The following is a 23,130-nucleotide window of genomic DNA, read 5'->3' on the forward strand; positions in this document are numbered from 1 at the left end:
ACCCAACGCGGCGGTTGCGCGGCTGTCATGCCGGGCACCCGCTGCGCCTGCATTCACCGGATGCCGGACTGCGGAACGCAAAAGCGCCGCGCAAAGCGCGGCGCCCGGCCCAAGGCCGCATAAAGCCGCGGCGGCGCAAGCCGCCGCGGCTGCGGGCGCGGGAGCGCGCCCCTAGGGCTTTACTCGGCCGCCTGCTCCAGCTTGTCCTGGGTGCGGGTGTCGAAATCGCTGGCGTCGTGGCGCTCGTGCAGCTGCATCTCCAGTTCGCCGAAGCTGCGGTTCACCTTGCGGCCGCGCTGTACCGCGGGGCGGCCGTCGATGGCCTTGGCCCAGCGCATCACATGGGTGTAGCTCTCCGCATCCAGGAACTCCGCCGCGTCATAAAGCCGGCCCAGCACCAGCTGGCCGTACCACGGCCAGATCGCGATGTCGGCGATGCTGTACTCTTCGCCCGCGATATAGCTGCGCGCCGCAAGCTCGCGGTCCAGCACGTCGAGCTGGCGCTTGGTTTCCATCGCGAAGCGGTTGATCGGATATTCGTACTTCTCCGGCGCATAGGCGTAGAAATGGCCGAAGCCGCCGCCGAGATACGGCGCGCTGCCCATCTGCCAGAACAGCCAGTTCATCGTCTCGGTCCGTGCAGCACCGTCCTTGGGCAGGAAGGCGCCGAACTTTTCGGCCAGGTAGACCAGGATCGACCCGCTTTCGAACACCCGCTGGGGGGTATCACCGCTGTGATCGGCCAGCGCCGGGATCTTGGAGTTGGGGTTCAGCCCGACGAAGCCCGAGCCGAACTGGTCGCCCTCGCCGATGTCGATCAGCCAGGCGTCGTATTCCGCGCCCTGATGACCGGCCGCCAGCAGTTCCTCCAGCATGATGTTGACCTTCACGCCGTTCGGAGTGGCCAGCGAGTAGAGCTGCAGCGGGTGTTTGCCCACTGGCAGTTCCTTGTCGTGGGTGGGGCCGGCAATGGGCCGGTTGGTGGAGGCAAACTTGCCGCCATTCTCCTGGTCCCAGGTCCAGACCTCGGGCGGGGTGTAAGAAGAGTCACTCATCTGTCGGGCCTTCTTTTCTGATTGTTCCGTTGATCCTTGAGCAGGCAATTGCGCATGGGGCGCCGCCCGGCTCCGGCAGAGATAAGCGGTTTTCCGCAAATTCCAATGGCCTTGCGTACCCGGCGTGGGGAAAAGGGCCGGACCCTCACGCCCGGTTCATTGCGCGACACAAGGACGTGAAGCCTGCTTCGCGCCTGCGCCGCAGCCGCTATGGTCGCCTTCAGGCCCGATGGATACCGGGCGCCGAACGGATCAAGAGGAACCATGCCATGAAGCAATTTGCCTTTGCCGCCGCCGCTGTCCTGTCGACGGCCCTGCCGGGTTTTGCGGGGGAACAGTATATCGATGGCACCGGCTATGCGGTGTCGGGCTATGACGTGGTGGCCTACCGCAGCCTGCCGCAGGTGGAGCCGGGCACGCCGCAGCCCGAGGGCGTGAAGGGCAGCACCGAGTTCACCGCCGAGCACAACGGCGCCACCTGGGCCTTTGCCAGCGCCGGGAACCGCGATGCTTTCCTGGAGCGGCCCGAGTATTACGCGCCGCAGTATGACGGGCACTGCGCCTATGGCGTCTCCAAGGGCGGCAAGGTGCCGGGCAATCCGAACCTTTGGCGGATCGTCGATGACAATCTGTATCTGAATATCACCAAGACCGTGGTGGGCTTCTGGGAAGAGGACATTCCCGGCAACATCACTTTGGCCGAGGCCAACTGGCCGGAGATCGAACCGGCAGAGGCTTCCGGCAACGTGATCCCGAACTTTACCTCGGACGCGCCAGTCGGCAACTGACGCGCGCGGGACGGGACAGGCCCGGGCTGGCGGCCGCAAAGGCCTCCGTCCGGACCGGCGGCCCGACCCGGCCCCGGCAGTGTGTTACTCGGTCGGTTCCATCAAGGGCTTGCCTGCCTCACCGAACTGGAAGACGACGAACTTCGCGCGTTCGCTTGCGCTCGCGTTGGCGCCGACCATGCCCACTCCGGGCATTTCGTAAAAGGCTTCGCCGGCGCTGTAGTCAACCGGCTCCTGGCCGTCGATCTCGAGCCGCAGCCCGCCTTCGAGCACATAGACAAACAGGTGCCCGGGGTGCATGTGATGCTCGGTCTGCCAGCCGGGGTCCACATCGAAGGCGACGATATTCGCCTCGGTGCCGGGCATGCCCTCGACCATTGTTTTCAGTATGGGCTCCGATTTGGTTTCCGCCGAGGCAGGCGCAAGCACAAGCGCGGCCGCGGCACCAAGGGCGGCGCTGGCCGATAGGAGTTGGCGTATCATGAGATCCTCCTTGGAGTGCACGCTCCGGGTCCGGGACGTGCGGTTAAGGACAGGCCGATCATACGCCAATCGGGCGCTTTTGGGGAGGCGGAAGGGAAAGTGCCTTGGTTTGGCGCAGCCTCGCGCGGTGCAGCCGCCGGGACGGCAGTTGCCTGCAGGCCCCATGACCCGGAAATGCCGGTTGCGCAGAACGTCCGGGAGGCGGTTGCCGGGAAGGCAAGAAAAAAGGCGCCCGCAGCGGGCGCCCTCGGGGGTGTTCGCGGATGAGGCTCTTCCGCAGGCTGCTCAGCGGCGGCGGTCGCGGCGCGAGGACATTGGCTGGAAGGCCACCCCCACATGCGCTTCGCAATAGGGCTTTCCCTGCTGGGTGGGCAGGCCGCAGAACCAGAAATCCTCGGTTGCGGGATCGCCCACGGGCCATTTGCAGGTGCGCTCGGTCAGTTCCATCAGGCCCAGCTTCTTGGCCTTCTTCTCGACCTCATTCACCTTGGCGAGCGCCTCCGGGCTGATCTCGTTGGCCGAGGGCTGCGGCGGCAGCGGCTGGCCTGCGGGGATGATCTGGCGGCGCGCCGGGGTGGCGGGCTTGGCGTCAGCCGCGGGCGCTGCGGCGGCAGGCTGTGCGGCGGCCGCCGGGCGGGCGGGCTCGGTCTTGGGCTGCGGCTTGGGCTTGCTGGCGGCGGGTTTCGGCGCCGCGGCCGCGGCAGAAGCAGCGGCCGGTGCCGGCTTTTCCTTCGGCTCTGCTGGCTTGGCGCTGCTGCCCGCGGTGCGGTTGGACAGGCCGAGGCGATGCACCTTGCCGATCACCGCATTGCGGGTCACCCCGCCCAGCTCCTTGGCGATCTGGCTCGCCGACTGGCCTTCGCCCCACATTTTCTTGAGCAATTCGACGCGCTCGTCAGTCCAGGACATCTGTTGCCTTTCCAAGCTAATAGCGGCCCCAGGTATCTGCGGCCGCCATCGTATTCCGTGATTGGCCCTTATTCTAATCACTGCGGGCGGAGTTACAAGGCGTCTTGCGCCTGAAGCTGAGGCCGCTATGCAGTCAGGGAAACCGCACGAAACGCATCACGGGGGGCATCATGGCAGACCAGGGCTATCAGGTCGGGCTGGGCGAGCGCAGGTTCGGGCGGATCAACTGGCTGGGGCTGCGCACCCTGGCATGGCGGGAAATCAAGCGCTTCCTGGTGGTCTGGACCCAGACGCTGCTGGCGCCGCTGGTCACCGCGGCGCTGTTCCTGATGATCTTCAACATCGCGATCGGGCCGCGGCGCGGCGACGTGATGGGGGTGCCCTTTCTCACCTTCCTGGCGCCGGGCATCCTGATGATGACAGTGATCCAGAACGCTTTTGCCAATACCTCCTCCTCCATCGTGATCGCCAAGGTGCAGGGTAATATCGTCGATACGCTGATGCCGCCCCTGTCGGCGCTGGAGATCCTGCTCGGCTATCTCGCCGGAGCAGTGGCGCGCGGGCTGTTCGTGGCATTGGGGATCGGTACCGGGCTAATGGCGGCGCTGCAGATCGTGCCGGCGCATCCGCTGGCGGCGCTGGTCTTCACCGTGCTGGGCGCTGCATTCCTGGGCGGACTGGGCATCGTCGCGGGCGTCTTTGCCGAGAAATTCGACCAGATGGCGGCGATCACCAACTTCATCGTGACACCGCTCGCTTTCCTGTCCGGCACTTTTTACTCGGTCGAGGCGCTGCCGCCGGTGCTGCGCGCGATCTCCCACGCCAACCCGGTGTTCTATCTGATCGACGGGGTGCGATTCGGCGTGATCGGCACCTCCGACAGCCCGCCGCTGCTGGGGCTTCTGATCTGCAGCGGCGCGACCTTCGCGGTCTGCCTGCTGGCCTGGGCGATGCTGCGCAGCGGCTACCGGCTGAAAGCCTGAGCCGGACCGTCCCGTCGCCCTGCATCATTGCGCGGGCAGGGGCGGCGTCTCTTCGGCTGCCGGGCCTGCTCTCCCGCGCCCCAGCCGCGGGTGCAGCTTCCCTGCCAGCAGCGCCGCCACTGCCGCGGCGGCGGCTCCGGCGGCAAATATCCCCGCCACCGGCGCCGCCAGCAGCACCAGCCAGGCCGCTCCCGGCGTCAGGATGCCGGAGACATCCCGGTAGCTGGAGTAGACCGCCGACATCTCGGTGCGTTCGGAGGGTTTCACCGCCATCAGGAAGGGGAGTCCGGCGCAAATGTCCAGCTCGATCAGCGCCGCGGAACCCAGCACCAGCAGAGTGACCGACACCGCAGGCAGCCCGTGCGCCAGGGCCGCGAGGCCGAAGCAGCCGGCCACCATGGCAAAGCCGCTGCGGATCGCGAAGCGGATCGAGGTTGCCTGCACGAAGCGCTGCAGCAGCGGCGTGCAGAACAGCGCCGCGTTGGTCAGCGACAGCAGGATGCCGCCGAGCTCCTGCCCCAAGCCGGCGCCGATCGCATAGATCGGCAGGTAGACCACGTAGATCCACCAGCCGCAGGAACGGATCACCGCAAACAGCCACCCCGCCACCAGCCGCGGCTGCGCCAGGAACCGCGGCAGGAAGGCGAGCGGACTGGCCGCAGGCGCGCCACGGCGGGCCCGCGCAATCTGGCGGCCGTCGCCCATGCGCATCCGCCAGAACGCCGCCAGCATCACCAGCGCCGCCGCGGCCGAGACCAGGAAGGGCGCGGGCGGCCACCACTCCAGAAGCAGCACCCCGCACATCGGACCGGCAGTCCAGCCCAGGGCGGAATAGAACATCCGCGAGGTCTCGCAGCGGCCCAGCTCAACCCGGTGGATGTAATCCAGCACGTAGGCGTTGAAGCAGATAAAGCAGGTGACCGCCGCCACCGTGTTCAGCGCGAGTGCGGCAACCGTGGCCGCGGCTCCGCCAATGAGTGCAGAGGCCGCCGAGGCCACGAACATCAGTGCCCCCAGCGTGTAGGTCCAGCGCCGCGGCAGCAGCCGGGCCAGCGCCGGCAGCAGCAGCCCGGCGCCAAGCGACAGCACCCCCACCGCGAAATACGACGCCGATACCAGCCCCGCATCCCCCAGCGCGCGGTACAGGATCAGCGGAAACACCGAGATCAGGATGCCGCGCACCACCGCTTCAAGTCCGGCCAGCACCGCAAAGTGGCGGATCGAGGGTACCGGGGCGTGGCGCAGCCATTCGGGAATCCGTCTTTCGTGCATCCGCCCGCTCCTTTGCCTCTCCGGGGCAGCTTGGCGGCCGCGGCCGCGGGGAATTGCCGGAAACCGCCGCAGGCGTCGCTCGCAGGCCGCGCGGGCGGAAAAATTTCCTGCGCCGGACGCAGGACCCTCCGCGGTTGCGGCGAGCGCCCTGCGGCGGAACGGCAATTGCATCTGTACAAAAGCGCTTTCTTTTTGTTCAAACCTCCATTATGGAACCTCTCCATGATCAAACGCGCACATACCGCTTCGTCGCGACGCCGACGCCGCACGGCCCCTGCCGCCGTTTGATCCTGCGCGCCGCCGCTCGCGGCGCCGCCTCCCCGATTTTTCATCCCCCGATTGACCAACCGGCCCGGCTTATGCACAGCTTTGGCCTCCACCTGTAAAAGGATGATCCCGATGATCCCGTCCGTTCTGCCAACCTACAACCGCGCCCCGCTCGAATTCGTGAAGGGTGAAGGCGCCTGGCTGATCGAGGCGGACGGGCGCCGATTCCTGGACCTCGGCTCGGGCATTGCGGTGAACGCGCTTGGCCATGCCCATCCGGCGCTGGTGGCGGCTCTGACCGAGCAGGCCCGGAACCTCTGGCATGTCTCCAACCTGTACCGCATCCCGCAGCAGCAGGCTCTGGCCGACAAGCTGGTGGAGCACAGCTTTGCCGATACCGTCTTCTTCACCAACTCCGGCACCGAGGCCTGCGAGCTGGCGGTGAAGATGGCGCGCAAGCATTTCTACGATAAGGACCAGCCGGAACGGGTGGAAATCCTTACCTTTGACGGCTCTTTCCACGGCCGGTCCTCGGCGGGTATTGCCGCAGCTGGGTCCGAGAAGATGACCAAGGGTTTTGGCCCGTTGCTGCCTGGTTTTGTGCATCTGATGTTCGGGGACCTGGATGGCGTGACCAATGCCATCAGCGAAAAGACCGCCGCGATCATGATCGAGCCGGTGCAGGGCGAGGGCGGCATCCGGACGGTTCCGGATGCGGAGCTGAAGGCGCTGCGCCGGATCTGCGACGAGCACGGCCTGCTGCTGATCCTCGACGAGGTGCAATGCGGCGTCGGCCGCACCGGCCGGTTGTTTGCGCATGAATGGGCGGGCATCGCACCCGACATCATGATGGTGGCCAAGGGCATCGGCGGCGGCTTCCCGCTGGGCGCGGTACTGGCCACCGAAGATGCGGCCAGCGGCATGACCGCAGGCACCCATGGCTCCACCTACGGCGGCAATCCGCTCGGCTGTGCGGTGGGCTGCGCGGTCATTGACGTGATCGCCGATCCGGAGTTTCTGGCCGATGTAAACCGCAAGGCGGGGCTGCTGCGGCAGAAGCTGGAAGGGCTGGCAGCCGACCACCCCGACGTCTTCGAGGACGTGCGCGGCAGCGGCCTGATGCTGGGGCTCAAGTGCAAGGCCGACACCTGCACCAGCGCCGATTTCGTGAAGCACGGCTACGAGGAGCAGCTGATCACCGTGCCGGCCGCGGACAACGTGGTGCGCCTGCTGCCGCCGCTCACCCTCAGCGACGAGGAGATCGGCGAGGCCGCCCTTCGCCTCGGCAAGACCGCCGCCCGGATCGAAACCGCCTGATCTTCTTCTGGCCAGAAATATCCTCGGGGGTCCGGGGGCAGACAGCCCCCGGCTTCCGGCAGAACAAAGCGATAAAGACATGAACCATTTCCTCGACATCCACAAAACCGATCCCGCGGGCCTGCGCGCCATCATCGACCAGGCCCGCGTCACCAAGGAGGCGCGCCAGGGCCGGCCGCGCGCGGCGCTTGACGACGAACTGCCGCTGAAGGACAGGATGGTGGCGCTGATCTTCGAGAAACCCTCGACCCGGACCCGCGTCTCCTTCGACGTCGGCGTGCGGCAGATGGGCGGGCAGACCATGGTGCTTTCCGGCAATGACATGCAGCTTGGCCATGGCGAAACCATCGCCGACACCGCCCGGGTGCTCAGCCGCTATGTCGACATGATCATGATCCGCACCTTCGACGAAAGCGTGCTGAATGAGATGGCCGAATACGCCGATGTGCCGGTGATCAACGGGCTCACCGACCGCACCCACCCCTGCCAGATCATGGCCGACGTGCTCACCTTTGAGGAGCACCGCGGCCCGATCAAGGGCAAGAAAGTGGTCTGGGCGGGCGACGGCAACAACGTCTGCGCGTCGTTCATCCATGCCGCAGGGCAGTTCGGCTTCGACTTCACCTTCACCGGCCCGGCGCAGCTTGACCCAGAGGAAGAGTTCGCAGGTCTTGCGCGCAAGGCAGGATCCAAGGTGGTGATCGAGCGCGACCCGGTGAAAGCGGTCGAAGGCGCCGATCTGGTGGTTGCCGACACGTGGGTCTCGATGCACGACAGCCAGTCGTCGAAAGAGCGCCGCCACAACATGCTGCGGCCCTATCAGGTCAATGACGCGCTGATGGCCCATGCCAAGCCGGACGCGCTGTTCATGCACTGCCTGCCCGCCCACCGCGAGGAAGAGGTGACTTCCGCGGTGATGGACGGCCCGCAATCAGTGATCTTCGACGAGGCGGAAAACCGGCTGCACGCGCAAAAGGCGATCATGCGCTGGTGTCTGGACGTCTGAGTTGCGGCCTGCGGGTGTGCGGGCGGCGGTCGGATCCACCGGCCGCGCGCCTGACAGGGGCGGCGCCTTCGCCCGCGCGGGGCGGCTCACCGGCCGACTGACGCGGATGTGACTGTAGCGCCGGGCGCTTGCCGTCTTGCGGCCGCGCTCCAAGTATCACGGCAGAGATTGAAATGGGGGACCTCCATGGGAGACCACGCCAGCAAACCTGCCGCGTTGATCATCGGAGCCGGGCCCGGTCTGTCAGCCTCCTTTGCCCGGGAACTGGGCCGGGCGGGATATGCGCCGCACCTGGCGGCGCGCAGCCCCGGCCATCTGTCCGCACTGGCAGAGGAGACCGGCGCCACCCTGCACCAGCTCGACGGCACCGACGCCGAGGCCGTGGCGCAGCTGGTGGCGGCGCTGCCGGGTGATCTGCGCGTGGCCTGCTATAATGCTTCCGCCCTGCAGCGGGGGCCGATCGCCGAACTGGATCCCGAAACCGTCCGAAAGGCGGTCGAGGTGACCGCTTTCGGGTCCTTTCTGCTGGGGCGGGCCGCTGCCGGGCGGATGCTGGCGCAGCAGCCGGAAAACGGCCGGCTGGGCACCATTCTGTTCACCGGGGCATCGGCCGGGGTGAAGGGTTTCGCCAATTCCGCGCCCTTCGCCATGGGCAAGTTCGCGCAGCGCGGCCTGGCGCAATCCATGGCGCGGGAACTGCACGCTAAGGGAATCCACGTGGCCTGGGTCAACATCGACGGGGCCATCAGCACGCCGGAGCGGGCCAAAAAGGCGCAATCCGAAGGCAAGGCAGCCAGCCTGCTCGACCCGGATGCGATTGCCCGCGCCTACATGACCCTGATTGATCAGGACCGCTCCGCCTGGAGCGACGAGCTGGTGCTGCGGCCTTGGGTCGAGACCTTTTGAAGCGGCAAGAAAAAGCCCCCGCAACCGAAGGGCGCGGGGGCTTGCTGTCTCTGTAGCGGTGAGGTCAGCCGACCATTGTGTTCAGCAGCAGATAGATCAACGCCGACAGCAGCGCCGCGGCCGGCACGGTGATGACCCAGGCGGCGACGATGGTCATGAAGTGGCTGCGGCGCACCAGCTTGCGGCGGCGGCGTTCCTCGGGGGCAATGCGCTTTTCTGCCGGGCGGCCCGCGGCGGATTTCTTCAGACGGCGCTCCATATGCCATTCGCGGAAGAAGCCGACGCCAAACACCGCGCCCACCGCGATATGGGTGGAGGAGACCGGCAGGCCCAGCCAGCTTGCCACGATCACGGTGATCGCTGCCGACAGCGACACGCAATAGGCGCGCATCGGGTTCAGCTTGGTGATCTGGCTTCCGACCATGCGGATCAGCTTGGGGCCGAACAGGAACAGGCCGAAGGAAATGCCAAAGGCGCCGATCACCATCACCCAGGTTGGGATGGTCACCTTGGCGGCCGCGGCGCCGAACTCGGTTGCATGCACGATGGCGGCCAGCGGGCCGACCGCGTTGGCGACGTCATTGGCGCCATGGGCAAAGGACAGGAGGCCGGCGGAGATCACCAAGGGCAGTCCGAACAGCGCCTTCAGCGACTTGTTGCGGTTCTCCATGCCTTTGGACTGGCGCTTGATAAGCGGCGCGGTCGCCACATAGCAGAGCGCGCCCGCGGCGGCGCCGATCAGCAGCGCGGTCTGCAGGTCGATCTTGACGATGCGCTTCAGCCCCTTCAGCGCCAGGTAGGAGGCAAAGGCCCCCGCCATGATCCCCACCAGCACCGGCACCCAGCGCCGAGCGGCGGCGATCTTGTCGTCCTGGTAGATGATCTTGGCCTTGATGAAGGCGAGGAACAGCGCCGCGATCACGCCGCCCAGAACCGGCGAGATCACCCAGCTGGCGGCGATCTTGCCCATGGTGGGCCAGTTCACCGCAGCAGTGCCCGCGGCGGCAACACCGGCGCCCAGCACGCCTCCGACCACCGAATGGGTTGTGGAGACCGGGGCACCGACCCAGGTCGCCAGATTCACCCAGAGCGCCGAGGAGATCAGCGCCGCCATCATCGCCCAGATGAAGATGTTGCCGCTGGCAACTGCGGTGGGGTCGATGATGCCCTTGGAGATGGTGGAGACCACGTCGCCGCCGGCCAGGAGCGCGCCTGCGCTTTCCGCCACGGCAGCGATCACGATGGCGCCGCCCATGGTCAGCGCATTGGCGCCGACTGCAGGCCCCATGTTGTTGGCGACGTCATTGGCGCCGATGTTGATCGCCATATAGGCGCCGAAGGCGGCGGCGGCGATCACCACCAGACTGGTGGAGGAGCCGCCGAACAGCACGCCTGCAGCCAGCCCGGCGAGAACAATGAAGGCCAGCGCGATCCCCGGCGCCACCAGCGGGCGGGAGACATAGGAGGTGGCCAGTTCCAGCTGGGAGATCCGGTTCAGATCCTTGTCCAGCGTATTCCATTGCGTGCGCTCAGGTGCATCGCTCATCTTGCATAGTCCCGGTTGAGGCAGGTTGCGCAGGCGCCTAGCCTCCTGTCCAAGCAGGTGCAAGCATTCGTCGTAAAAATGTCACATAATTTTTACAATTGGCGCAAAATGGCCTGCAGTTGCGGCTCATGCACCAGTTCCGCGGCTTGTTCCGGCGCCATCCACTCGCGCTTGCGGCTGCCGGCTTCGGGATAGTCATCGGCCAGTTCCAGCACTTCAGCGGAGAAGACCAGCGTGGTCACCGGCTCCCCGGTGCCGTTGTCGCGGCGCTTGTGGTAGAAATATTCGCCGATCGGCTCGGGCGAAATATCGGCCCGGGCGACGCCGGCTTCTTCCCAGGCTTCCTGCAACGCGGAGCCGGGTCCGTCCTTGCCGGTGATCGGCCAGCCCTTGGGGATGATCCAGCGCCCGGTGCCGAGGCTGGTGATCATCAGCACCTCCTTGCCGACCGCGCCCTGGCGGTAGCAGAGCGCGGCAACTTGCAATCGGTTCGGTCTCAGCAACAGGGGCCTGAGGATTTCCTCCCAGGCCCGGGTCAGAGTGCGGGTCATGCCTGCTCAGCCTTTGCGGTGTTTTTGTGTGCCGTCGGATCAAGTGGACAGATAATATAGAGGAAGACTCTGAATGCAAGGTTAACGCCCCGCCCGCAGGGGCCTGGCGGGTCCTGCGGGCGCCTATTTGCGGCGTTTCGCCCTCAGCGTCGGGTCTTCGCTCGTGGGGTCCTCGGGCCAGGGGTGCCTGGGGTATTGCGCGCGCATGTCCTTTCGCACGTCGGCATAGGACCCCTCCCAGAACCCCGGCAGGTCGCGGGTGATCTGGATCGGCCGCTGGGCCGGCGACAAAAGGGTGATCTTCAGCGGCACGCCGCCCACCGCGGGATGCCGGGTGACGCCGAACAGCTCTTGCAGGCGCACTGCAATCTCCGGCGCCTCGCCGCCGTAGGTGATCGGGATCCTGCGGCCCAGGGGGGTCTTGAAGCTGCCCGGCGCCTCGCGCTCCAGAAGCTGGCTCTGCTCCCAGGTGAGCGCCGCCTGCAGCGCGGGCAGGAGGTCGAAGCGCTTCCATTCGGCGCCCGTCTTCACCCCGCCGAGCATCGGCAGCAGCCAGTCCTCCAGCCGCGCCATCAGGCCGGGGAGGGAGAAATCGGGCAGGTCGTGGCCGCCGCCGCGCACCAGCTCAACCCTCGCCGCCAGCCGTGCCGCCGCGCCTTCCAGCCGCAGGCCGAGGTCGCGCACGCCCTCCAGCATCGCCCGCGCCACGGCATCTTCGGGAACGTCCTTCCAGAGCCGGTCCTCCAGCACGATGGCGCCGAGGCGCTCCTGCCGCCGAGCCACCACGCGGCGCTCTCGGCGGGACCAGCCGCATGTCTCCACCCAAGCGATCTGATCCTGGAAAAGCTCCCGGATTTCGCCCAGCGGGATCTGCGCCGCCATTCGGATCCTGGCTTCGCGCGGGTTGCCGTCGGTGTCCAGAGCCACCAGGAAGGGGGCGCCCGCCAGCGTGTCGCTGTCGTCCAGCACGGCGCCCTTGCCGCCCGACAGCACGAAACGCGGCGCCTCGCCTGTGCGGCGCTGGCCGATGCGGTCGGGATAGGCGAGCGCGGCCATCGCGGCGGCGGAGAGCGGCGTCCCGGCGGTTTTACCGGCCCGTTTCTCCAGCCGCCGCGCCTCGCTCCTGATGCGCTCCAGAACTTGCCGGTTCAGCTGGTAGGGGCGATTGCGCTCGAAGGCGCGTGCATCGCGCAGGGCCTCCAGCCGCAGGGAAAGGTCGGCGGGTGCGCCGCGCAACGGGTCGCGCTCGGCGAGCAGCGCCGCCAGCGGCGCCGCGGCGGGGCCCGCGCGCAGCAGCATGTGGCCCAGCCGCGGGTGCAGAGGCAGCGCGGCCAGCGCCTTGCCATGGGAGGTAATGCGGCCCTGACCGTCGAGCGCGCCCAGCATCCGCAACAGCGCCTGCGCCTCCGCCAGCGCGCCCTCCGGCGGCGGGGTGAGGAAGGCGAGATCACCGGGTGCCGCGCCCCAGAGCGCCAGTTCCAGCGCCAGCCCGGTGAGGTCGGCCGATTCGATTTCGGCGGGCGGGAAGGCCATCAGCGCGCCTTCCTCGCCCCGGGTCCAGAGCCGGTAGCAGGTGCCCTCCGCCACCCGGCCCGCGCGGCCCTGGCGCTGGGTGGCCTCGGCGCGGGTCACCTTTTCGGTCACCAGCCGTGACATGCCGGAGCCGGGATCGAAGCGCGCGCGCCGGGCCTGGCCCATGTCCGCCACCACGCGGATGTCCTGGATCGTGAGCGAGGTCTCGGCGATCGAGGTCGCGAGCACCACCTTGCGGCCATCGGGCTCCGGGCGGATGGCGGCGCGCTGCTCGGCGAAGGGCAAGGCGCCGAACAGCGGGCGGATGCGGCAGTTGCCGGGCAGGCGCTTCTCCAGCGCGGCTGCGGCCCGGCGGATCTCGCCCTCGCCGGGCAGGAACACCAGGAGGCCGCCGCCGGGTTCGCCGGAGGGGCTGCGGGTCTCCGCCTCGGCTTGCGCCACGAGGTCGACGAGGGCATCCAGCCTGCGCGCCCGGGCGGGCAGGGGGCGGTCGAGCCAGCGGGTCTCGACCGGGTAGCTGCGGCCCTCGGAAGTCACCAGCGGTGCCTCCATCAGCGCCGCCACCGGGCCTGCGTCCAGCGTCGCCGACATCGCCAGCAGCATCAGGTCCTCGCGCAGGGCGCCCGCCACTTCGAGGCAGAGGGCGAGGCCGAGGTCGGCGTTGAGCGAGCGTTCGTGGAACTCGTCGAAGATCACCGCGCCGACGCCCGGCAGGTCCGGGTCCGATTGCAGCATCCGGGTCAGGATGCCCTCTGTCACCACTTCGATCCGGGTGGTCTTGCAGACCTTGGCTTCGCCGCGGATGCGGTAGCCCACGGTTTCGCCCGGGCGCTCGCCCAGGGTTTCGGCCATGCGCTCGGCGGCGGCGCGGGCGGCGAGGCGGCGCGGCTCCAGCACCACGATGCGGCCCGGCGTGAGTCCTGCCTCCAGCATTGCCAGCGGCACCCGTGTTGTCTTGCCCGCGCCGGGCGGAGCCTGGAGCACGGCGCGGCCGCGGCTGCGGAGCGCATCGAGCAGGGCGGGCAGGGCATCGTCGATCGGCAGTCTGGCCAGGGCAGGGGGCATGGGTTTGGTCATGACGCTCCTTATCGCCAATGGCGGCGGCAAGGTCTAGCGCGGCGGCATCCGGGCGCGCGGGCGGCTTGCGCAATCCCGGTGCGTTGCGGCGGTTCTGCCGCCTGCGCCCGCGCCGCCCTTGCACTAGAATATGGGCCGGGGCCTCGGCCTCTGGACATTGGGGGCGCGCCTGCGTCAACTACGGCCGGACGAGCACGAAGGGAAGGCGGATGGACATTGCAGAGCTGAGCGGGCGGATACTGGAGGGCAACCGCCGCGCCCTGGCGCGGGCGATCACCCTGGTGGAAAGCGGCCGAGAGGATCACCGCGCCCAGGCCACGGAGCTGCTGGCCAGCCTCGCCAAGCACCGCCGCCAGGCGCTGCGCATCGGGCTCTCCGGCACGCCGGGAGTGGGCAAATCCACCTTCATCGAAAGCTTTGGCATGATGCTGACCGGCATGGGGCTGCGCGTTGCTGTCCTCGCGGTGGACCCCAGCTCGGCGCGCTCGGGCGGTTCAATTTTGGGCGACAAGACCCGGATGGAGCGGCTCAGCCGCGAGCCGGGCGCCTTTATCCGCCCCTCCCCCAGCCAGAGCCACCTCGGCGGCGTCGCCCGCCGCTCCCGCGAGGCGGTGGCCCTGTGCGAGGCGGCGGGCTTTGACGTGGTGCTGATCGAGACGGTGGGCGTCGGCCAGTCGGAAACCGTGGTGGCGGAGATGTCGGATCTGTTCCTGCTGCTGCTGGCACCGGCGGGCGGTGACGAGCTGCAAGGCGTGAAGCGCGGCATCATGGAGATCGCCGACCTGATTCTGGTGAACAAGGCGGATGGCGCCCTGAAGCCTGTGGCGACCCGCACCTGTGCCGACTACGCAGGCGCTCTGCGGCTGTTGCGCAAGCGGCCGCAGGACCCAGAAGGCTACCCCAAGGCGCTGATGGTCTCGGCGGTGGAGGAACACGGGCTGGAGCAAGCCTGGGAGGAGATGCAGGCGCTCACTGCCTGGCGGCGGGAGAACGGCCACTGGGACCGGACCCGCGCGGAGCAGGCCCGCTACTGGTTTGCCCAAGAGGTGCGCCAGGCGCTGCTGGCGCGGCTGCACACCGCGCAGGCAAAAACGGCCATGGCGGAACTGTCAGGGCAGGTCGCCGAAGGCCGGCTGACCCCCTCCGCCGCAGCAGAGCGGATGCTGCAGGATCACCTGAAAGGCTAGGGCGCGATGCGGGAAATCCGAGTGTTCGATGGTGACCGCCTGCGCGGCTCGCTGTTCAATCCGGGCCAACGCCGCCTGTTTGTCAGCTTCCGCCAGCGCACGCGTGAGGCCGGGCAATTCTCGGACGCCGCCCCCGTCAAGGCCTTCGCCGGTGCGGGCTATACGCATCTGCACCTGCAGGCGCGGTTGAATGACTGGTACATCAACGAAGAGACGGCCGCGCTGGAAGCGGCGCTGACGGAGGTCACGTCCGGGTTTGCCGAGGCCGCCGCAATGGGGTTCTCCATGGGCGGCTACGCGGCGCTGCGCTTTGCCCGGGCGCTGAACCTGACCCGTCTGATCGCAGTCTCGCCGCAGTTCTCCATCGCGCCGGAGCATGTGCCCTTCGACCGGCGCTACCGGAAGTACGCGGGTGGCTTCGATCCGGAGCAGGGGGCGCTTCAGGGCCGCGGGCATCCGGTAATGGGGGCGGTGCTGGCCGATCCGTTCCGGCCCGCCGACATGGTGAATGCGGAGATGATTCAGCTGGTGTTTCCGGGTCTTGGCATCGCGCGGCTGTGCGCGGGCGGCCACCCGGCGACTCAGGTCCTGCGGGAGGGGCGGCGGTTTCCGGCCCTGCAGCGGTTGCTGCGGACGCCCGGCCCGATCCCGGAACAAGCCGTGGCGCTGCACCGGCGCGCCCGCCGCGCCAGCCCGCAGTACTGGCGCCAGCTGGCGGAACAAGCCTGCAAAAGCGGGCGCATTCGGCTTGCCGCCGAGGCGGGAAACCGCCATACGCAGCTGGCGCAGGGGAAAGCGCCGGAAAACACGGGCATATGACTTGACCCCGGCGGCGATTCCTCCTACACGCATCCAACCAGTTTTCGGGCGCAGCCAATGGCCGCGCCCCTTGTGATTTGGATCCGGGCTGCCCGGACCTCGAGAAACGAAGGATGATGATATGTCGCGCCGTTGCGAACTGACCGGAAAAGGCCCGATGACTGGCAACAATGTCAGCCACGCCAACAACAAGACCAAGCGCCGCTTCCTGCCCAACCTGAACGATGTGACCCTGCAGTCCGAAGTTCTGGGCCGTGGCGTCAAGCTGCGCATCTCCGCAGCCGCACTGCGCTCGGTTGACCACCGCGGCGGCCTGGACGCCTTCCTGGCAAAAGCCAAGGATGAAGAGCTGTCCTCCAACGCGCTGAAGGTAAAGAAAGAGATCGCCAAGGCACAAGCCGCCGAGGCCTGATCCCTCCCTCACCGGATCGCCGGAATTGACGCGCCGCGCATGAGAGATCATGCGTGGCGTTTGCGTTTGCGCGATCTACCGCGGCGCCGGTGCGGCCCCGCTGCGGCCGAAGCCCTTGCGGCAGCCCGCGGGCGAGGGCATATCTGCACCCGATGAAGCTGCATTTGCGCGCATATCTCGGCCTCCTGCTGGCCCTCGGCGTCGCCCTCACCGCGCATGGTGCCGCGGCGGCGCGCGGAAGCGGGACGGCGTCCGGGCAGATGGTGATCTGCACCGGCAGCGGCGCAGTCACGGTCTATGTGGATGGCGAAGGCCGCCCGGTGGCGCCGCCGCACCACTGCCCCGATTGCGTGATGCAGCCGCTGGATTCACTGGCCGTGGCGCCCGCGCAACTGTCGCCCTGGCGCCGGAGCGCCGTTTTGGAGACTCGCATTGCGGAGCCCGTCTTGCCTGGCAGCCGTGCCCCCTTGCGCGCCCTTGCCCGGGCGCCGCCGGTGCGAAACTGACCCTGCCGGAAAGACAATCGCAAAACAGCACAAGCACTTCAGAAGGAGACAGATCATGTCCCTGAAATCCCTCGTTCTGGCGGCCGCGTCCGCCGCTGCCCTCTCCGTACCTGCCCTGTCCCTGCCCGCGCTGGCAGAAGCCATGAAGCCCGTGATGGTGGAGGACGCCTATGTGCGCGTCGCCTCCAAGGCCGCCAAAGCGGGAGCCGCCTTCATGCAGATTGCCAACCACGGCGCCGAGGACGACAGGCTGGTCGAGGTGCGCTCGGACGTGGCGGCGCGGGTGCAGCTGCACACGCATGAGGCCGGCGGCGGCGGCGTGATGAAGATGCGCCATGTCGAAGACGGCTTTGCCATCCCGGCCGGCGAAGGCCATGCACTCAAACGGGGCGGCGATCACGTGATGTTCATGGGGCTGAAGCGGAGCCTGGAGCATGGCGACATGGTGCCGCTGACCCTGGTCTTCGAAAACGCGGGCGAGATCACGCTGGAAGTGCCGGTGGACCTGGAGCGCAAGCTGGAGGCGCATGGTGGAGTGCAGCACGGTGAGACGGACCACTCCGGCCATTCCAACTGACGCCTGATCCGTAAAGGGGGGCGGGCGCGGCGTCAGGCTGCGCTGCAGCCCTCCTTCGCGCCCAAAGCCCGGGGCCGGTGGCCGCGGGCTTTTTGCCGTCCGGAAGCTAGCGGAGCAGTTCCGCCACCCAAGCGGGGACGATCTCGCTGGCGGGGCCGAAGCGGCGCTCGGCAAAGCGGCTGGCCTTTGCGGAGGGCGCGAGGTTCAGCTCCACAGTATGGGCGCCCGCCATCCGCGCCTCCTCCACAAAGCCTGCGGCCGGGTGGACCTCCCCCGAGGTGCCGATCGCGGCAAAGAGGTCTGCGTCTGCCAGGTGCGCGTAGATCTCCTCCAAGAAGTAGGGAAACTCCCCGAACCAGACCACATCCGGGCGTCCTGCGGGGGCTGCGCAGGCGGGGCAGGGCTCGTGCGTTTGCATCTTGAGCGCCGCCTCCCAGCGGTGGCCGCAGGCGGCGCAGAGCGCGCCTGCAAGGGTGCCGTGCATGTGCAACACGCCCCGCGCGCCGCCGGCTTCGTGCAGGCTGTCGACGTTCTGGGTGACGATCACCGCCTCGCCCTTGTGCTCGGCCTGCAGCCGCGCCAGCGCCTCATGCGCGGGATTGGGCGCGGCCGTTGCGGCCTGTGCGCGGCGGGCGTTATAGAAGCCCTGCACCAGCGCGGGGTTGCGGGCGAAGCCTTCGGGCGTCGCCACATCCTCGATCCGGTGCTGCGCCCAGAGCCCGTCTTCGCCGCGGAAGGTGCCAAGTCCGCTTTCGGCGGAAATGCCGGCCCCGGTCAGGATCACCAGCTTTGCGCCGGGGTTTTCCATCTGCGCCAAACCTCCTATCACTGGGCCCGAACGCCAGGAGCCCATTGCCCATGCCTACCCGCATTTTGTTTGTCTGCCTAGGAAACATCTGCCGCTCGCCCGCAGCCGAAGGCGTGTTCCGCGCGCTTTGCCCGGAGGCGCAGACCGACAGCGCGGGCACGTCTTCGTACCACATCGGCGATCCGCCCTACGGGCCGATGCAGGCGGCGGCGCGGGCGCGGGGGCTGGACATTTCGGACCTGCGGGCGCGGCGGTTCCGGGCCGAGGATTTCACCGCCTTCGACCTGGTCGTCGCGATGGACGGCGAGAACCTCCGCGACATCGAGGCGCTGCGCCCGGCCGGCAGCGCCACGCCGGTGAAACTGTTCACGGACTATGCGCCGGAGTCGGGCGCTGACCACGTGCCCGATCCCTATTACACCCGCGATTTTGACGGCTGCCTCGACCTGATCGAAGCGGCGGCGCGCGGGCTGAAGGCGGCGCTCTGAGGGTTTAGCCCTCGATCACCCGGAAGTCCGGCGCCAGGAAAGGCAGCCGCTGCACCGCCGGGCCGATCATTTGCGTATGCACCAGCCGCCGCACCGCTTGGGCCACGTCCTGCGGCACCCGTCCGGCCCAATCGGCGGCGGTGAACAGGGAGATCGTGCGCGACAGCTGGCCGAAGGGCAGCGGGAAGGCCTCGATATCGTCGTGGAAGCGGGCTGCTCGCATGTAGCCGAGCGGCGTGGTGACGGCCCAGCCGATGCGCCGCGCCACCATCGCCATCAGTGCCAGATGCGAGCCGATTTCGAACCGGTTCTCGAAGGTCAGCTTCTGGCGCGCCAGCTGCGCCTCGATCTGCTGCGAGATCAGCTGGTCGCGGGCATAGCGCAGGAAGGGCAGGGCGGTGAGCTGGCCGGTAATGTCGCCGATTGCCGACAAAAACCCCTGCGGCGCCACCAGCAGGAAAGGGTCCTGCACCAGCGGGTATTCCACCAGCCCCTCGTGCAGCTCGCCGCTGGCGGCGGCCACCGCGATATGCAGCTCGCGCGCCTCCATCGCCCGCACGATGTCGTGGCTGGAGGCGGTGATCATCTTGAACCGGCACCGGGTCAGGCTGTCGGCCAGGATGGTGGCCAGGCGCGGCGTCAAGTCATTGTCGAAATCGTCGATCAGCCCGATTGACAGCTCCGGCAGATGGGTGAGGTCCATCACCGTCAGCTCGCTTTGCGCCAGGCGCAGCTCGGAGAGCACCACGCCGGTGCGGGCAAGGAAATTGCGCCCCGCCGGTGTCAGCACCATCGGGCGGCGGCCGTGATCGACCAGGGCGCAGTCCAGCGCTTTCTCCAGGTTGCGCAATTGCTGGCTGACGGCCGGTTGGCTGAGGCCGGTCAACTGTGCCGCCTGGGCAACCGAGCCGGTCTTGGCGAGGGCTTCGAAAACTTCGAGCCCGCGCAGGGTAACGCCTTTCATCAACATGCTTACGCTCCAATACCTCAACCGTGTTGTTGAGCCTTGCCCGGTGCCGGTCAAGGGGGCCGATCGGGGCGCTTTTCCCCCCGGGTAAAATTGCCGCAGGGGAAGGAGCTGGAGGGCGTTCTGCCAGAACGGGAAAAGGCGCCCCTGGGCGCCTTTTGCGGTGCCGCAAGCGCGGCGCAGGAGCGGTGGCGCGGCTTAACCGCAGGCGCGCGCAGCAGTGGCGCCAAAGGCCTTGTAGCGCAGCCACAGGCGCTCGTCGCTGCGGCGGCTGGACTGGCGCACGACCTGCGCCTGATGCGGATCGCGAAACCATTTGGAGACGGTGCGCTGCTCGGCCCGGGTCAGGCTGTGGCTGGCGACTTGCTGGATGCAGCCGCAGAGCGCGGGCGGCGCGCTGCGGTTCGACTGACGGCAGGCGTTCTCGATCACGCCGGCCCCTGCAGCGCCCGGCGCCAGCGCCGCCAGGCTGCCCGCGCAGAGCGCGGCTAGAAGAAAATGCTTCATCAACTGTGCCCCGTTTTTTTGGTGCCCGCCGGGTGGCGGGCCTGCTTGACGGGCGCAGTATGACGCAAGCCCGGGCGCGGTTCAATCGTGGTAAACCGGACCTCTGGCAGGTGGACGCTGGTGGTGGAGGGAGAGCTTTGGCCCTCCAGTTCCCGCGCATGCCGACCAATCGGGAGCGTCCGGCCGGTTCTGCCCGTCCGGGTCAGTCCGGCCGCGCCTTTTGGCGGCGCAGCCGGTGCGGTGTCAGGCCTGGTTCGGCCCGCGCAGCGAGCGGATCGCCTGACGCACCGCTTTCCAATCACTGGCCTCGTCGCTTTTGCCGGCCTCTTCGCACTGCCGCATTTTCTGCGCGGCTTCGGCTTCGGCCCGGTCGCCATGCGCGCTGTAGAGCGCGCGGGCATATTCGGCGGCTTTCACGGCATCCATCATGGGTGTCCTCCAAGTGTTGCTGCCAACTGCGGGACGCATGGCGCGTCCGGCGCGTGGCGGCACTATAACGTATTTCGGCCCTGGGCGCACACCAGGCAGTTGCAGGCCAGGGCCCGGTCCTTTGAATGGCGTGCTTCAGCCGCGGGGCGTGCTTATTTGCGGGCAAGGCGGGGGGCGCTCAAGACCGGTGGCCGGGCGAAAGTCAGCACCCGCCGCGCGGGCGGCCGATGCCCCCGTCTCCCCCGGCCCGCGCGGCTTTCCGCTGCCTGCCTGGGGCACAGCATGCCTCGGCCCCTGCCAGGCTGCGTAAAGCGCGGTCCGGCCCCCCCTGCGCGCATGCAATCCACCTTGACCAATCCCGAAATCCAAATCATATCCCACTCCATGACAGACCTCGCCCACATCCGCAATTTCTCCATCGTCGCGCATATCGACCATGGCAAATCCACCCTTGCCGACCGGCTGATCCAGGAGACCGGGACGGTGCAGGACAGGGACATGAAGGCGCAGCTGCTCGACGCGATGGACATCGAGCGCGAGCGGGGCATCACCATCAAGGCCAACACCGTCCGGATCGACTACAAGGCCCAGGATGGCGAAACCTATGTGCTGAACCTGATCGACACCCCCGGCCACGTCGACTTCGCCTATGAGGTCTCACGCTCGATGCGCGCGGTCGAGGGCTCTCTGCTGGTGGTTGACTCGACGCAAGGGGTGGAGGCGCAGACGCTGGCCAATGTCTACCAGGCCATCGACGCGGATCACGAAATCGTGCCGGTGCTGAACAAGATCGACCTGCCGGCCTCCGACTGCGACCGGGTGGCGGAGCAGATCGAGGATGTGATCGGCATCGACGCCTCGGGCGCCATCCAGGTCTCGGCCAAGACCGGCCAGGGCATCCGGGAAACGCTGGAAAGCATAGTCCAGCACCTGCCCGCGCCGGAAGGCACCCGCGATGCCCCCCTGAAGGCGATGCTGGTGGACAGCTGGTACGACAGCTACCTGGGCGTGATCGTTCTGGTGCGGATCATGGACGGTGTGCTGAAGAAGGGCATGCGGGTCAAGTTCATGTCGAACGGCACCCTGCACCATGTCGACCGCATCGGTGTCTTCCGCCCCGCGATGCAGGTGGTGGACGAGCTCGGGCCCGGCGAGATCGGCTTTCTCACCGCTTCGATCAAGCAGGTGCGCGACACCCGCGTCGGCGATACCATCACCAATGACCGGGGCGGCTGCGAGAAAGCACTGCCGGGCTTCAAGCCGGCCCAGCCGGTAGTGTTCTGCGGGTTGTTCCCGGTCGACTCGGCCGAGTTCGAGGACCTGCGCGACGCCATCGACAAGCTGGCGCTGAACGACGCCTCCTTCTCATTTGAAATGGAAACCTCCGCCGCCCTCGGCTTCGGCTTCCGCTGCGGATTCCTCGGCCTGTTGCACCTGGAAGTGATCCGGGACCGGATCGAGCGTGAATACGATATCGACCTGATCACCACCGCGCCCTCGGTGATCTACCACGTCTACATGAAGGACGGGGAGATGATCGAGCTGCACAACCCTGCCGACATGCCCGACATGTCCAAGGTCGACCACCTGGAAGAGCCCCGCATCAAGGCGACCATCCTGGTGCCCGACGAATATCTGGGCGATGTGCTGAAGCTCTGCCAGGACCGCCGCGGCATCCAGATGGACCTCTCCTATGCCGGCTCCCGCGCGATGGTGGTTTATGACCTGCCGCTGAACGAGGTGGTCTTCGACTTCTACGACCGGCTGAAATCGGTGACCAAGGGTTATGCCTCCTTCGACTACCAGATGATCGGTTACCGCGAGGACAACCTCGTGAAGATGTCGGTGCTGGTGAACGACGAGCCGGTGGATGCGCTCTCCACCATGGTCCACCGCGACCGCGCCGAGATGCGCGGCCGGGCGATGTGCGAGAAGCTCAAGGACCTGATCCCGCGCCACATGTTCAAGATCCCGATCCAGGCCGCGATCGGCGGCAAGGTGATCGCGCGTGAGACTCTGTCGGCTCTGCGCAAGGACGTGACCGCGAAATGCTACGGCGGCGACGCCACGCGGAAGCGCAAGCTTCTGGAGAAGCAGAAGGCGGGCAAGAAGAAGATGCGCCAGTTCGGCAAGGTCGAGATCCCGCAGGAGGCGTTTATTTCCGCCCTCAAAATGGACAGCTGAAGCTGTCCATTTTGTGGGACGGCGGGCGAAAGCGGTTGGCGCAGCCAACTGCGTGCCCGCACCCCAGCATTCTGCGGTGATAACGCAACCTATTCAAACAGTTGCAAGACGGGGCTTCGGCTCCGTTTTTTGTTCCTGGCCTACCCAGCGTCCCGCCCGGCGGCACGCCGGGCAACGCCCGATCCGCCCCCACGGGCGGGAGCAGACCGGTTACAACGGTGGGTGCGGCCAATTGTGTGAATACACCAAATAAGAGAAAATTCTCTGGACTCCAGAAAGTCCTATTGTACGGTTTGGTGCGCAACTGTCTGTTTAATATGTGAAATGAATCCATCAACCAAGTATGTTCTCTACGTGGACGAGAGCGGAGATCAGGACGTCAAAAAGTTTCGCACTGAAGAACGGGTGCGTGGCTCTGACCCATTTCTAGGGTCAGGACCCATTGATTTTCGGCTATCGGTATGATTCACGGCTCGAAAACGAGCGGTGACCATGTCTGATCTTTTCTGGCTAACTGACGCGCAGATGGCGCGCCTTGAGCCTTTCTTCCCCA

At 67.3% G+C, this 23,130-nt stretch carries 23 protein-coding genes; 12 read left to right on the top strand and 11 right to left on the bottom strand.

The window, feature by feature from the left end; genetic code table 11:
* Window positions 1-179: 179 nt before the first annotated feature.
* A complete protein-coding gene (gene yghU, locus ACOHX0_RS09520; protein ID WP_420676441.1) occupies window positions 180-1,055 on the bottom strand; it encodes a glutathione-dependent disulfide-bond oxidoreductase in 876 nt (291 codons plus the stop codon).
* A gap of 269 nt (window positions 1,056-1,324) precedes the next feature.
* On the opposite strand from yghU, the gene ACOHX0_RS09525 reads away from it, so the two are divergent.
* Window positions 1,325-1,843, top strand: a complete 519-nt coding sequence (locus ACOHX0_RS09525) for a YHS domain-containing (seleno)protein (RefSeq protein WP_420676442.1) — start codon at window positions 1,325-1,327, stop codon at window positions 1,841-1,843.
* An 84-nt stretch (window positions 1,844-1,927) separates the two neighbouring features.
* Here the strand turns inward: ACOHX0_RS09525 and ACOHX0_RS09530 are convergent, their stop codons facing one another.
* Entirely contained in the window at window positions 1,928-2,326 is a 399-nt protein-coding gene (locus ACOHX0_RS09530; protein WP_420676443.1) for a cupin domain-containing protein, read from the bottom strand.
* 285 nt (window positions 2,327-2,611) lie between these two features.
* The gene (locus tag ACOHX0_RS09535) at window positions 2,612-3,235 is read right to left on the bottom strand and encodes a GcrA family cell cycle regulator (protein ID WP_420676444.1); all 624 of its coding nucleotides are present in this window, start codon (window positions 3,233-3,235) and stop codon (window positions 2,612-2,614) included.
* Window positions 3,236-3,405: 170 nt separating this feature from the next.
* Here ACOHX0_RS09535 and ACOHX0_RS09540 point away from each other — a divergent pair, with 170 nt between their 5' ends.
* A complete protein-coding gene (locus ACOHX0_RS09540) occupies window positions 3,406-4,218 on the top strand; it encodes an ABC transporter permease (RefSeq protein ID WP_420676445.1) in 813 nt (270 codons plus the stop codon).
* Between the two features lie 24 nt (window positions 4,219-4,242).
* Here ACOHX0_RS09540 and ACOHX0_RS09545 read toward each other — a convergent pair whose 3' ends face one another.
* Window positions 4,243-5,490 (bottom strand): MFS transporter, encoded by a 1,248-nt coding sequence (locus ACOHX0_RS09545; protein ID WP_420676446.1) that lies wholly within the window; start codon window positions 5,488-5,490, stop codon window positions 4,243-4,245.
* Between the two features lie 399 nt (window positions 5,491-5,889).
* Here ACOHX0_RS09545 and ACOHX0_RS09550 point away from each other — a divergent pair, with 399 nt between their 5' ends.
* From ACOHX0_RS09550 to ACOHX0_RS09560, 3 genes are all read left to right on the top strand, one after another.
* A complete protein-coding gene (locus ACOHX0_RS09550) occupies window positions 5,890-7,074 on the top strand; it encodes an aspartate aminotransferase family protein (protein ID WP_420676447.1) in 1,185 nt (394 codons plus the stop codon).
* 79 nt (window positions 7,075-7,153) lie between these two features.
* Entirely contained in the window at window positions 7,154-8,080 is a 927-nt protein-coding gene (argF, locus tag ACOHX0_RS09555; protein WP_420676448.1) for an ornithine carbamoyltransferase, read from the top strand.
* A 186-nt stretch (window positions 8,081-8,266) separates the two neighbouring features.
* Window positions 8,267-8,986, top strand: coding sequence for an SDR family NAD(P)-dependent oxidoreductase (locus tag ACOHX0_RS09560; RefSeq protein WP_420676449.1), 720 nt, complete (start codon window positions 8,267-8,269; stop codon window positions 8,984-8,986).
* A gap of 64 nt (window positions 8,987-9,050) precedes the next feature.
* On the opposite strand, the gene ACOHX0_RS09565 is transcribed toward ACOHX0_RS09560, so the two are convergent.
* The 3 genes from ACOHX0_RS09565 to hrpB all read right to left on the bottom strand — a co-directional run bounded on the left by ACOHX0_RS09565 (window position 9,051) and on the right by hrpB (window position 13,669).
* On the bottom strand, window positions 9,051-10,532 hold the full coding sequence (locus ACOHX0_RS09565; protein WP_420676450.1) for an inorganic phosphate transporter: 1,482 nt from the start codon (window positions 10,530-10,532) through the stop codon (window positions 9,051-9,053).
* 92 nt (window positions 10,533-10,624) lie between these two features.
* The gene (locus tag ACOHX0_RS09570; RefSeq protein WP_420676451.1) at window positions 10,625-11,083 is read right to left on the bottom strand and encodes an NUDIX hydrolase; all 459 of its coding nucleotides are present in this window, start codon (window positions 11,081-11,083) and stop codon (window positions 10,625-10,627) included.
* A 123-nt stretch (window positions 11,084-11,206) separates the two neighbouring features.
* Entirely contained in the window at window positions 11,207-13,669 is a 2,463-nt protein-coding gene (gene hrpB, locus ACOHX0_RS09575) for an ATP-dependent helicase HrpB (RefSeq protein WP_420676468.1), read from the bottom strand.
* Between the two features lie 233 nt (window positions 13,670-13,902).
* Between hrpB and meaB the strand changes: the two genes are divergently transcribed.
* The 5 genes from meaB to ACOHX0_RS09600 all read left to right on the top strand — a co-directional run bounded on the left by meaB (window position 13,903) and on the right by ACOHX0_RS09600 (window position 17,194).
* Window positions 13,903-14,880, top strand: coding sequence for a methylmalonyl Co-A mutase-associated GTPase MeaB (gene meaB, locus ACOHX0_RS09580; RefSeq protein WP_420676452.1), 978 nt, complete (start codon window positions 13,903-13,905; stop codon window positions 14,878-14,880).
* Between the two features lie 21 nt (window positions 14,881-14,901).
* Entirely contained in the window at window positions 14,902-15,699 is a 798-nt protein-coding gene (locus ACOHX0_RS09585; protein ID WP_420676453.1) for an alpha/beta hydrolase, read from the top strand.
* A 121-nt stretch (window positions 15,700-15,820) separates the two neighbouring features.
* Complete coding sequence (gene rpmB, locus ACOHX0_RS09590) at window positions 15,821-16,111, top strand: 50S ribosomal protein L28 (protein WP_420676454.1); 291 nt, start codon at window positions 15,821-15,823, stop codon at window positions 16,109-16,111.
* A 152-nt stretch (window positions 16,112-16,263) separates the two neighbouring features.
* On the top strand, window positions 16,264-16,617 hold the full coding sequence (locus ACOHX0_RS09595) for a hypothetical protein (RefSeq protein ID WP_420676455.1): 354 nt from the start codon (window positions 16,264-16,266) through the stop codon (window positions 16,615-16,617).
* Between the two features lie 55 nt (window positions 16,618-16,672).
* Entirely contained in the window at window positions 16,673-17,194 is a 522-nt protein-coding gene (locus ACOHX0_RS09600) for a copper chaperone PCu(A)C (RefSeq protein WP_420676456.1), read from the top strand.
* 106 nt (window positions 17,195-17,300) lie between these two features.
* Here ACOHX0_RS09600 and ACOHX0_RS09605 read toward each other — a convergent pair whose 3' ends face one another.
* Entirely contained in the window at window positions 17,301-18,002 is a 702-nt protein-coding gene (locus ACOHX0_RS09605) for an NAD-dependent deacylase (protein WP_420676457.1), read from the bottom strand.
* Window positions 18,003-18,052: 50 nt separating this feature from the next.
* Here ACOHX0_RS09605 and ACOHX0_RS09610 point away from each other — a divergent pair, with 50 nt between their 5' ends.
* Entirely contained in the window at window positions 18,053-18,490 is a 438-nt protein-coding gene (locus ACOHX0_RS09610) for a low molecular weight protein-tyrosine-phosphatase (RefSeq protein ID WP_420676458.1), read from the top strand.
* A gap of 4 nt (window positions 18,491-18,494) precedes the next feature.
* On the opposite strand, the gene ACOHX0_RS09615 is transcribed toward ACOHX0_RS09610, so the two are convergent.
* The 3 genes from ACOHX0_RS09615 to ACOHX0_RS09625 all read right to left on the bottom strand — a co-directional run bounded on the left by ACOHX0_RS09615 (window position 18,495) and on the right by ACOHX0_RS09625 (window position 20,390).
* Window positions 18,495-19,460, bottom strand: coding sequence for a LysR family transcriptional regulator (locus ACOHX0_RS09615; RefSeq protein ID WP_420676459.1), 966 nt, complete (start codon window positions 19,458-19,460; stop codon window positions 18,495-18,497).
* A 195-nt stretch (window positions 19,461-19,655) separates the two neighbouring features.
* Window positions 19,656-19,964 (bottom strand): hypothetical protein, encoded by a 309-nt coding sequence (locus ACOHX0_RS09620; protein ID WP_420676460.1) that lies wholly within the window; start codon window positions 19,962-19,964, stop codon window positions 19,656-19,658.
* Between the two features lie 243 nt (window positions 19,965-20,207).
* Window positions 20,208-20,390 carry a hypothetical protein gene (locus ACOHX0_RS09625; RefSeq protein WP_420676469.1) on the bottom strand — a complete coding sequence of 61 codons (183 nt, stop codon included), beginning with the start codon at window positions 20,388-20,390 and terminating at the stop codon, window positions 20,208-20,210.
* Between the two features lie 387 nt (window positions 20,391-20,777).
* Between ACOHX0_RS09625 and lepA the strand changes: the two genes are divergently transcribed.
* On the top strand, window positions 20,778-22,577 hold the full coding sequence (lepA, locus tag ACOHX0_RS09630) for a translation elongation factor 4 (protein WP_420676461.1): 1,800 nt from the start codon (window positions 20,778-20,780) through the stop codon (window positions 22,575-22,577).
* Window positions 22,578-23,130 lie beyond the last annotated feature (553 nt).

This window comes from Cribrihabitans pelagius (assembly GCF_048820915.1).
In the GTDB taxonomy this organism is placed as follows: domain Bacteria; phylum Pseudomonadota; class Alphaproteobacteria; order Rhodobacterales; family Rhodobacteraceae; genus Cribrihabitans_A; species Cribrihabitans_A pelagius.

Excerpts from the sequence above, each read along its gene's own strand:
- ACOHX0_RS09605 (WP_420676457.1), bottom strand. The coding sequence starts at position 18,002 with ATGGAAAACCCCGGCGCAAAGCTGGTGATCCTGACCGGGGCCGGCATT.
- ACOHX0_RS09625 (WP_420676469.1), bottom strand. The coding sequence starts at position 20,390 with ATGGATGCCGTGAAAGCCGCCGAATATGCCCGCGCGCTCTACAGCGCG.
- ACOHX0_RS09540 (WP_420676445.1), top strand. The coding sequence starts at position 3,406 with ATGGCAGACCAGGGCTATCAGGTCGGGCTGGGCGAGCGCAGGTTCGGG.
- ACOHX0_RS09615 (WP_420676459.1), bottom strand. The coding sequence starts at position 19,460 with ATGTTGATGAAAGGCGTTACCCTGCGCGGGCTCGAAGTTTTCGAAGCC.
- lepA (WP_420676461.1), top strand. The coding sequence starts at position 20,778 with ATGACAGACCTCGCCCACATCCGCAATTTCTCCATCGTCGCGCATATC.
- ACOHX0_RS09550 (WP_420676447.1), top strand. The coding sequence starts at position 5,890 with ATGATCCCGTCCGTTCTGCCAACCTACAACCGCGCCCCGCTCGAATTC.
- argF (WP_420676448.1), top strand. The coding sequence starts at position 7,154 with ATGAACCATTTCCTCGACATCCACAAAACCGATCCCGCGGGCCTGCGC.
- yghU (WP_420676441.1), bottom strand. The coding sequence starts at position 1,055 with ATGAGTGACTCTTCTTACACCCCGCCCGAGGTCTGGACCTGGGACCAG.
- ACOHX0_RS09545 (WP_420676446.1), bottom strand. The coding sequence starts at position 5,490 with ATGCACGAAAGACGGATTCCCGAATGGCTGCGCCACGCCCCGGTACCC.
- ACOHX0_RS09565 (WP_420676450.1), bottom strand. The coding sequence starts at position 10,532 with ATGAGCGATGCACCTGAGCGCACGCAATGGAATACGCTGGACAAGGAT.
- ACOHX0_RS09525 (WP_420676442.1), top strand. The coding sequence starts at position 1,325 with ATGAAGCAATTTGCCTTTGCCGCCGCCGCTGTCCTGTCGACGGCCCTG.
- ACOHX0_RS09570 (WP_420676451.1), bottom strand. The coding sequence starts at position 11,083 with ATGACCCGCACTCTGACCCGGGCCTGGGAGGAAATCCTCAGGCCCCTG.
- meaB (WP_420676452.1), top strand. The coding sequence starts at position 13,903 with ATGGACATTGCAGAGCTGAGCGGGCGGATACTGGAGGGCAACCGCCGC.
- ACOHX0_RS09600 (WP_420676456.1), top strand. The coding sequence starts at position 16,673 with ATGTCCCTGAAATCCCTCGTTCTGGCGGCCGCGTCCGCCGCTGCCCTC.
- ACOHX0_RS09620 (WP_420676460.1), bottom strand. The coding sequence starts at position 19,964 with ATGAAGCATTTTCTTCTAGCCGCGCTCTGCGCGGGCAGCCTGGCGGCG.
- ACOHX0_RS09560 (WP_420676449.1), top strand. The coding sequence starts at position 8,267 with ATGGGAGACCACGCCAGCAAACCTGCCGCGTTGATCATCGGAGCCGGG.
- ACOHX0_RS09535 (WP_420676444.1), bottom strand. The coding sequence starts at position 3,235 with ATGTCCTGGACTGACGAGCGCGTCGAATTGCTCAAGAAAATGTGGGGC.
- ACOHX0_RS09530 (WP_420676443.1), bottom strand. The coding sequence starts at position 2,326 with ATGATACGCCAACTCCTATCGGCCAGCGCCGCCCTTGGTGCCGCGGCC.
- ACOHX0_RS09610 (WP_420676458.1), top strand. The coding sequence starts at position 18,053 with ATGCCTACCCGCATTTTGTTTGTCTGCCTAGGAAACATCTGCCGCTCG.
- ACOHX0_RS09595 (WP_420676455.1), top strand. The coding sequence starts at position 16,264 with ATGAAGCTGCATTTGCGCGCATATCTCGGCCTCCTGCTGGCCCTCGGC.
- rpmB (WP_420676454.1), top strand. The coding sequence starts at position 15,821 with ATGTCGCGCCGTTGCGAACTGACCGGAAAAGGCCCGATGACTGGCAAC.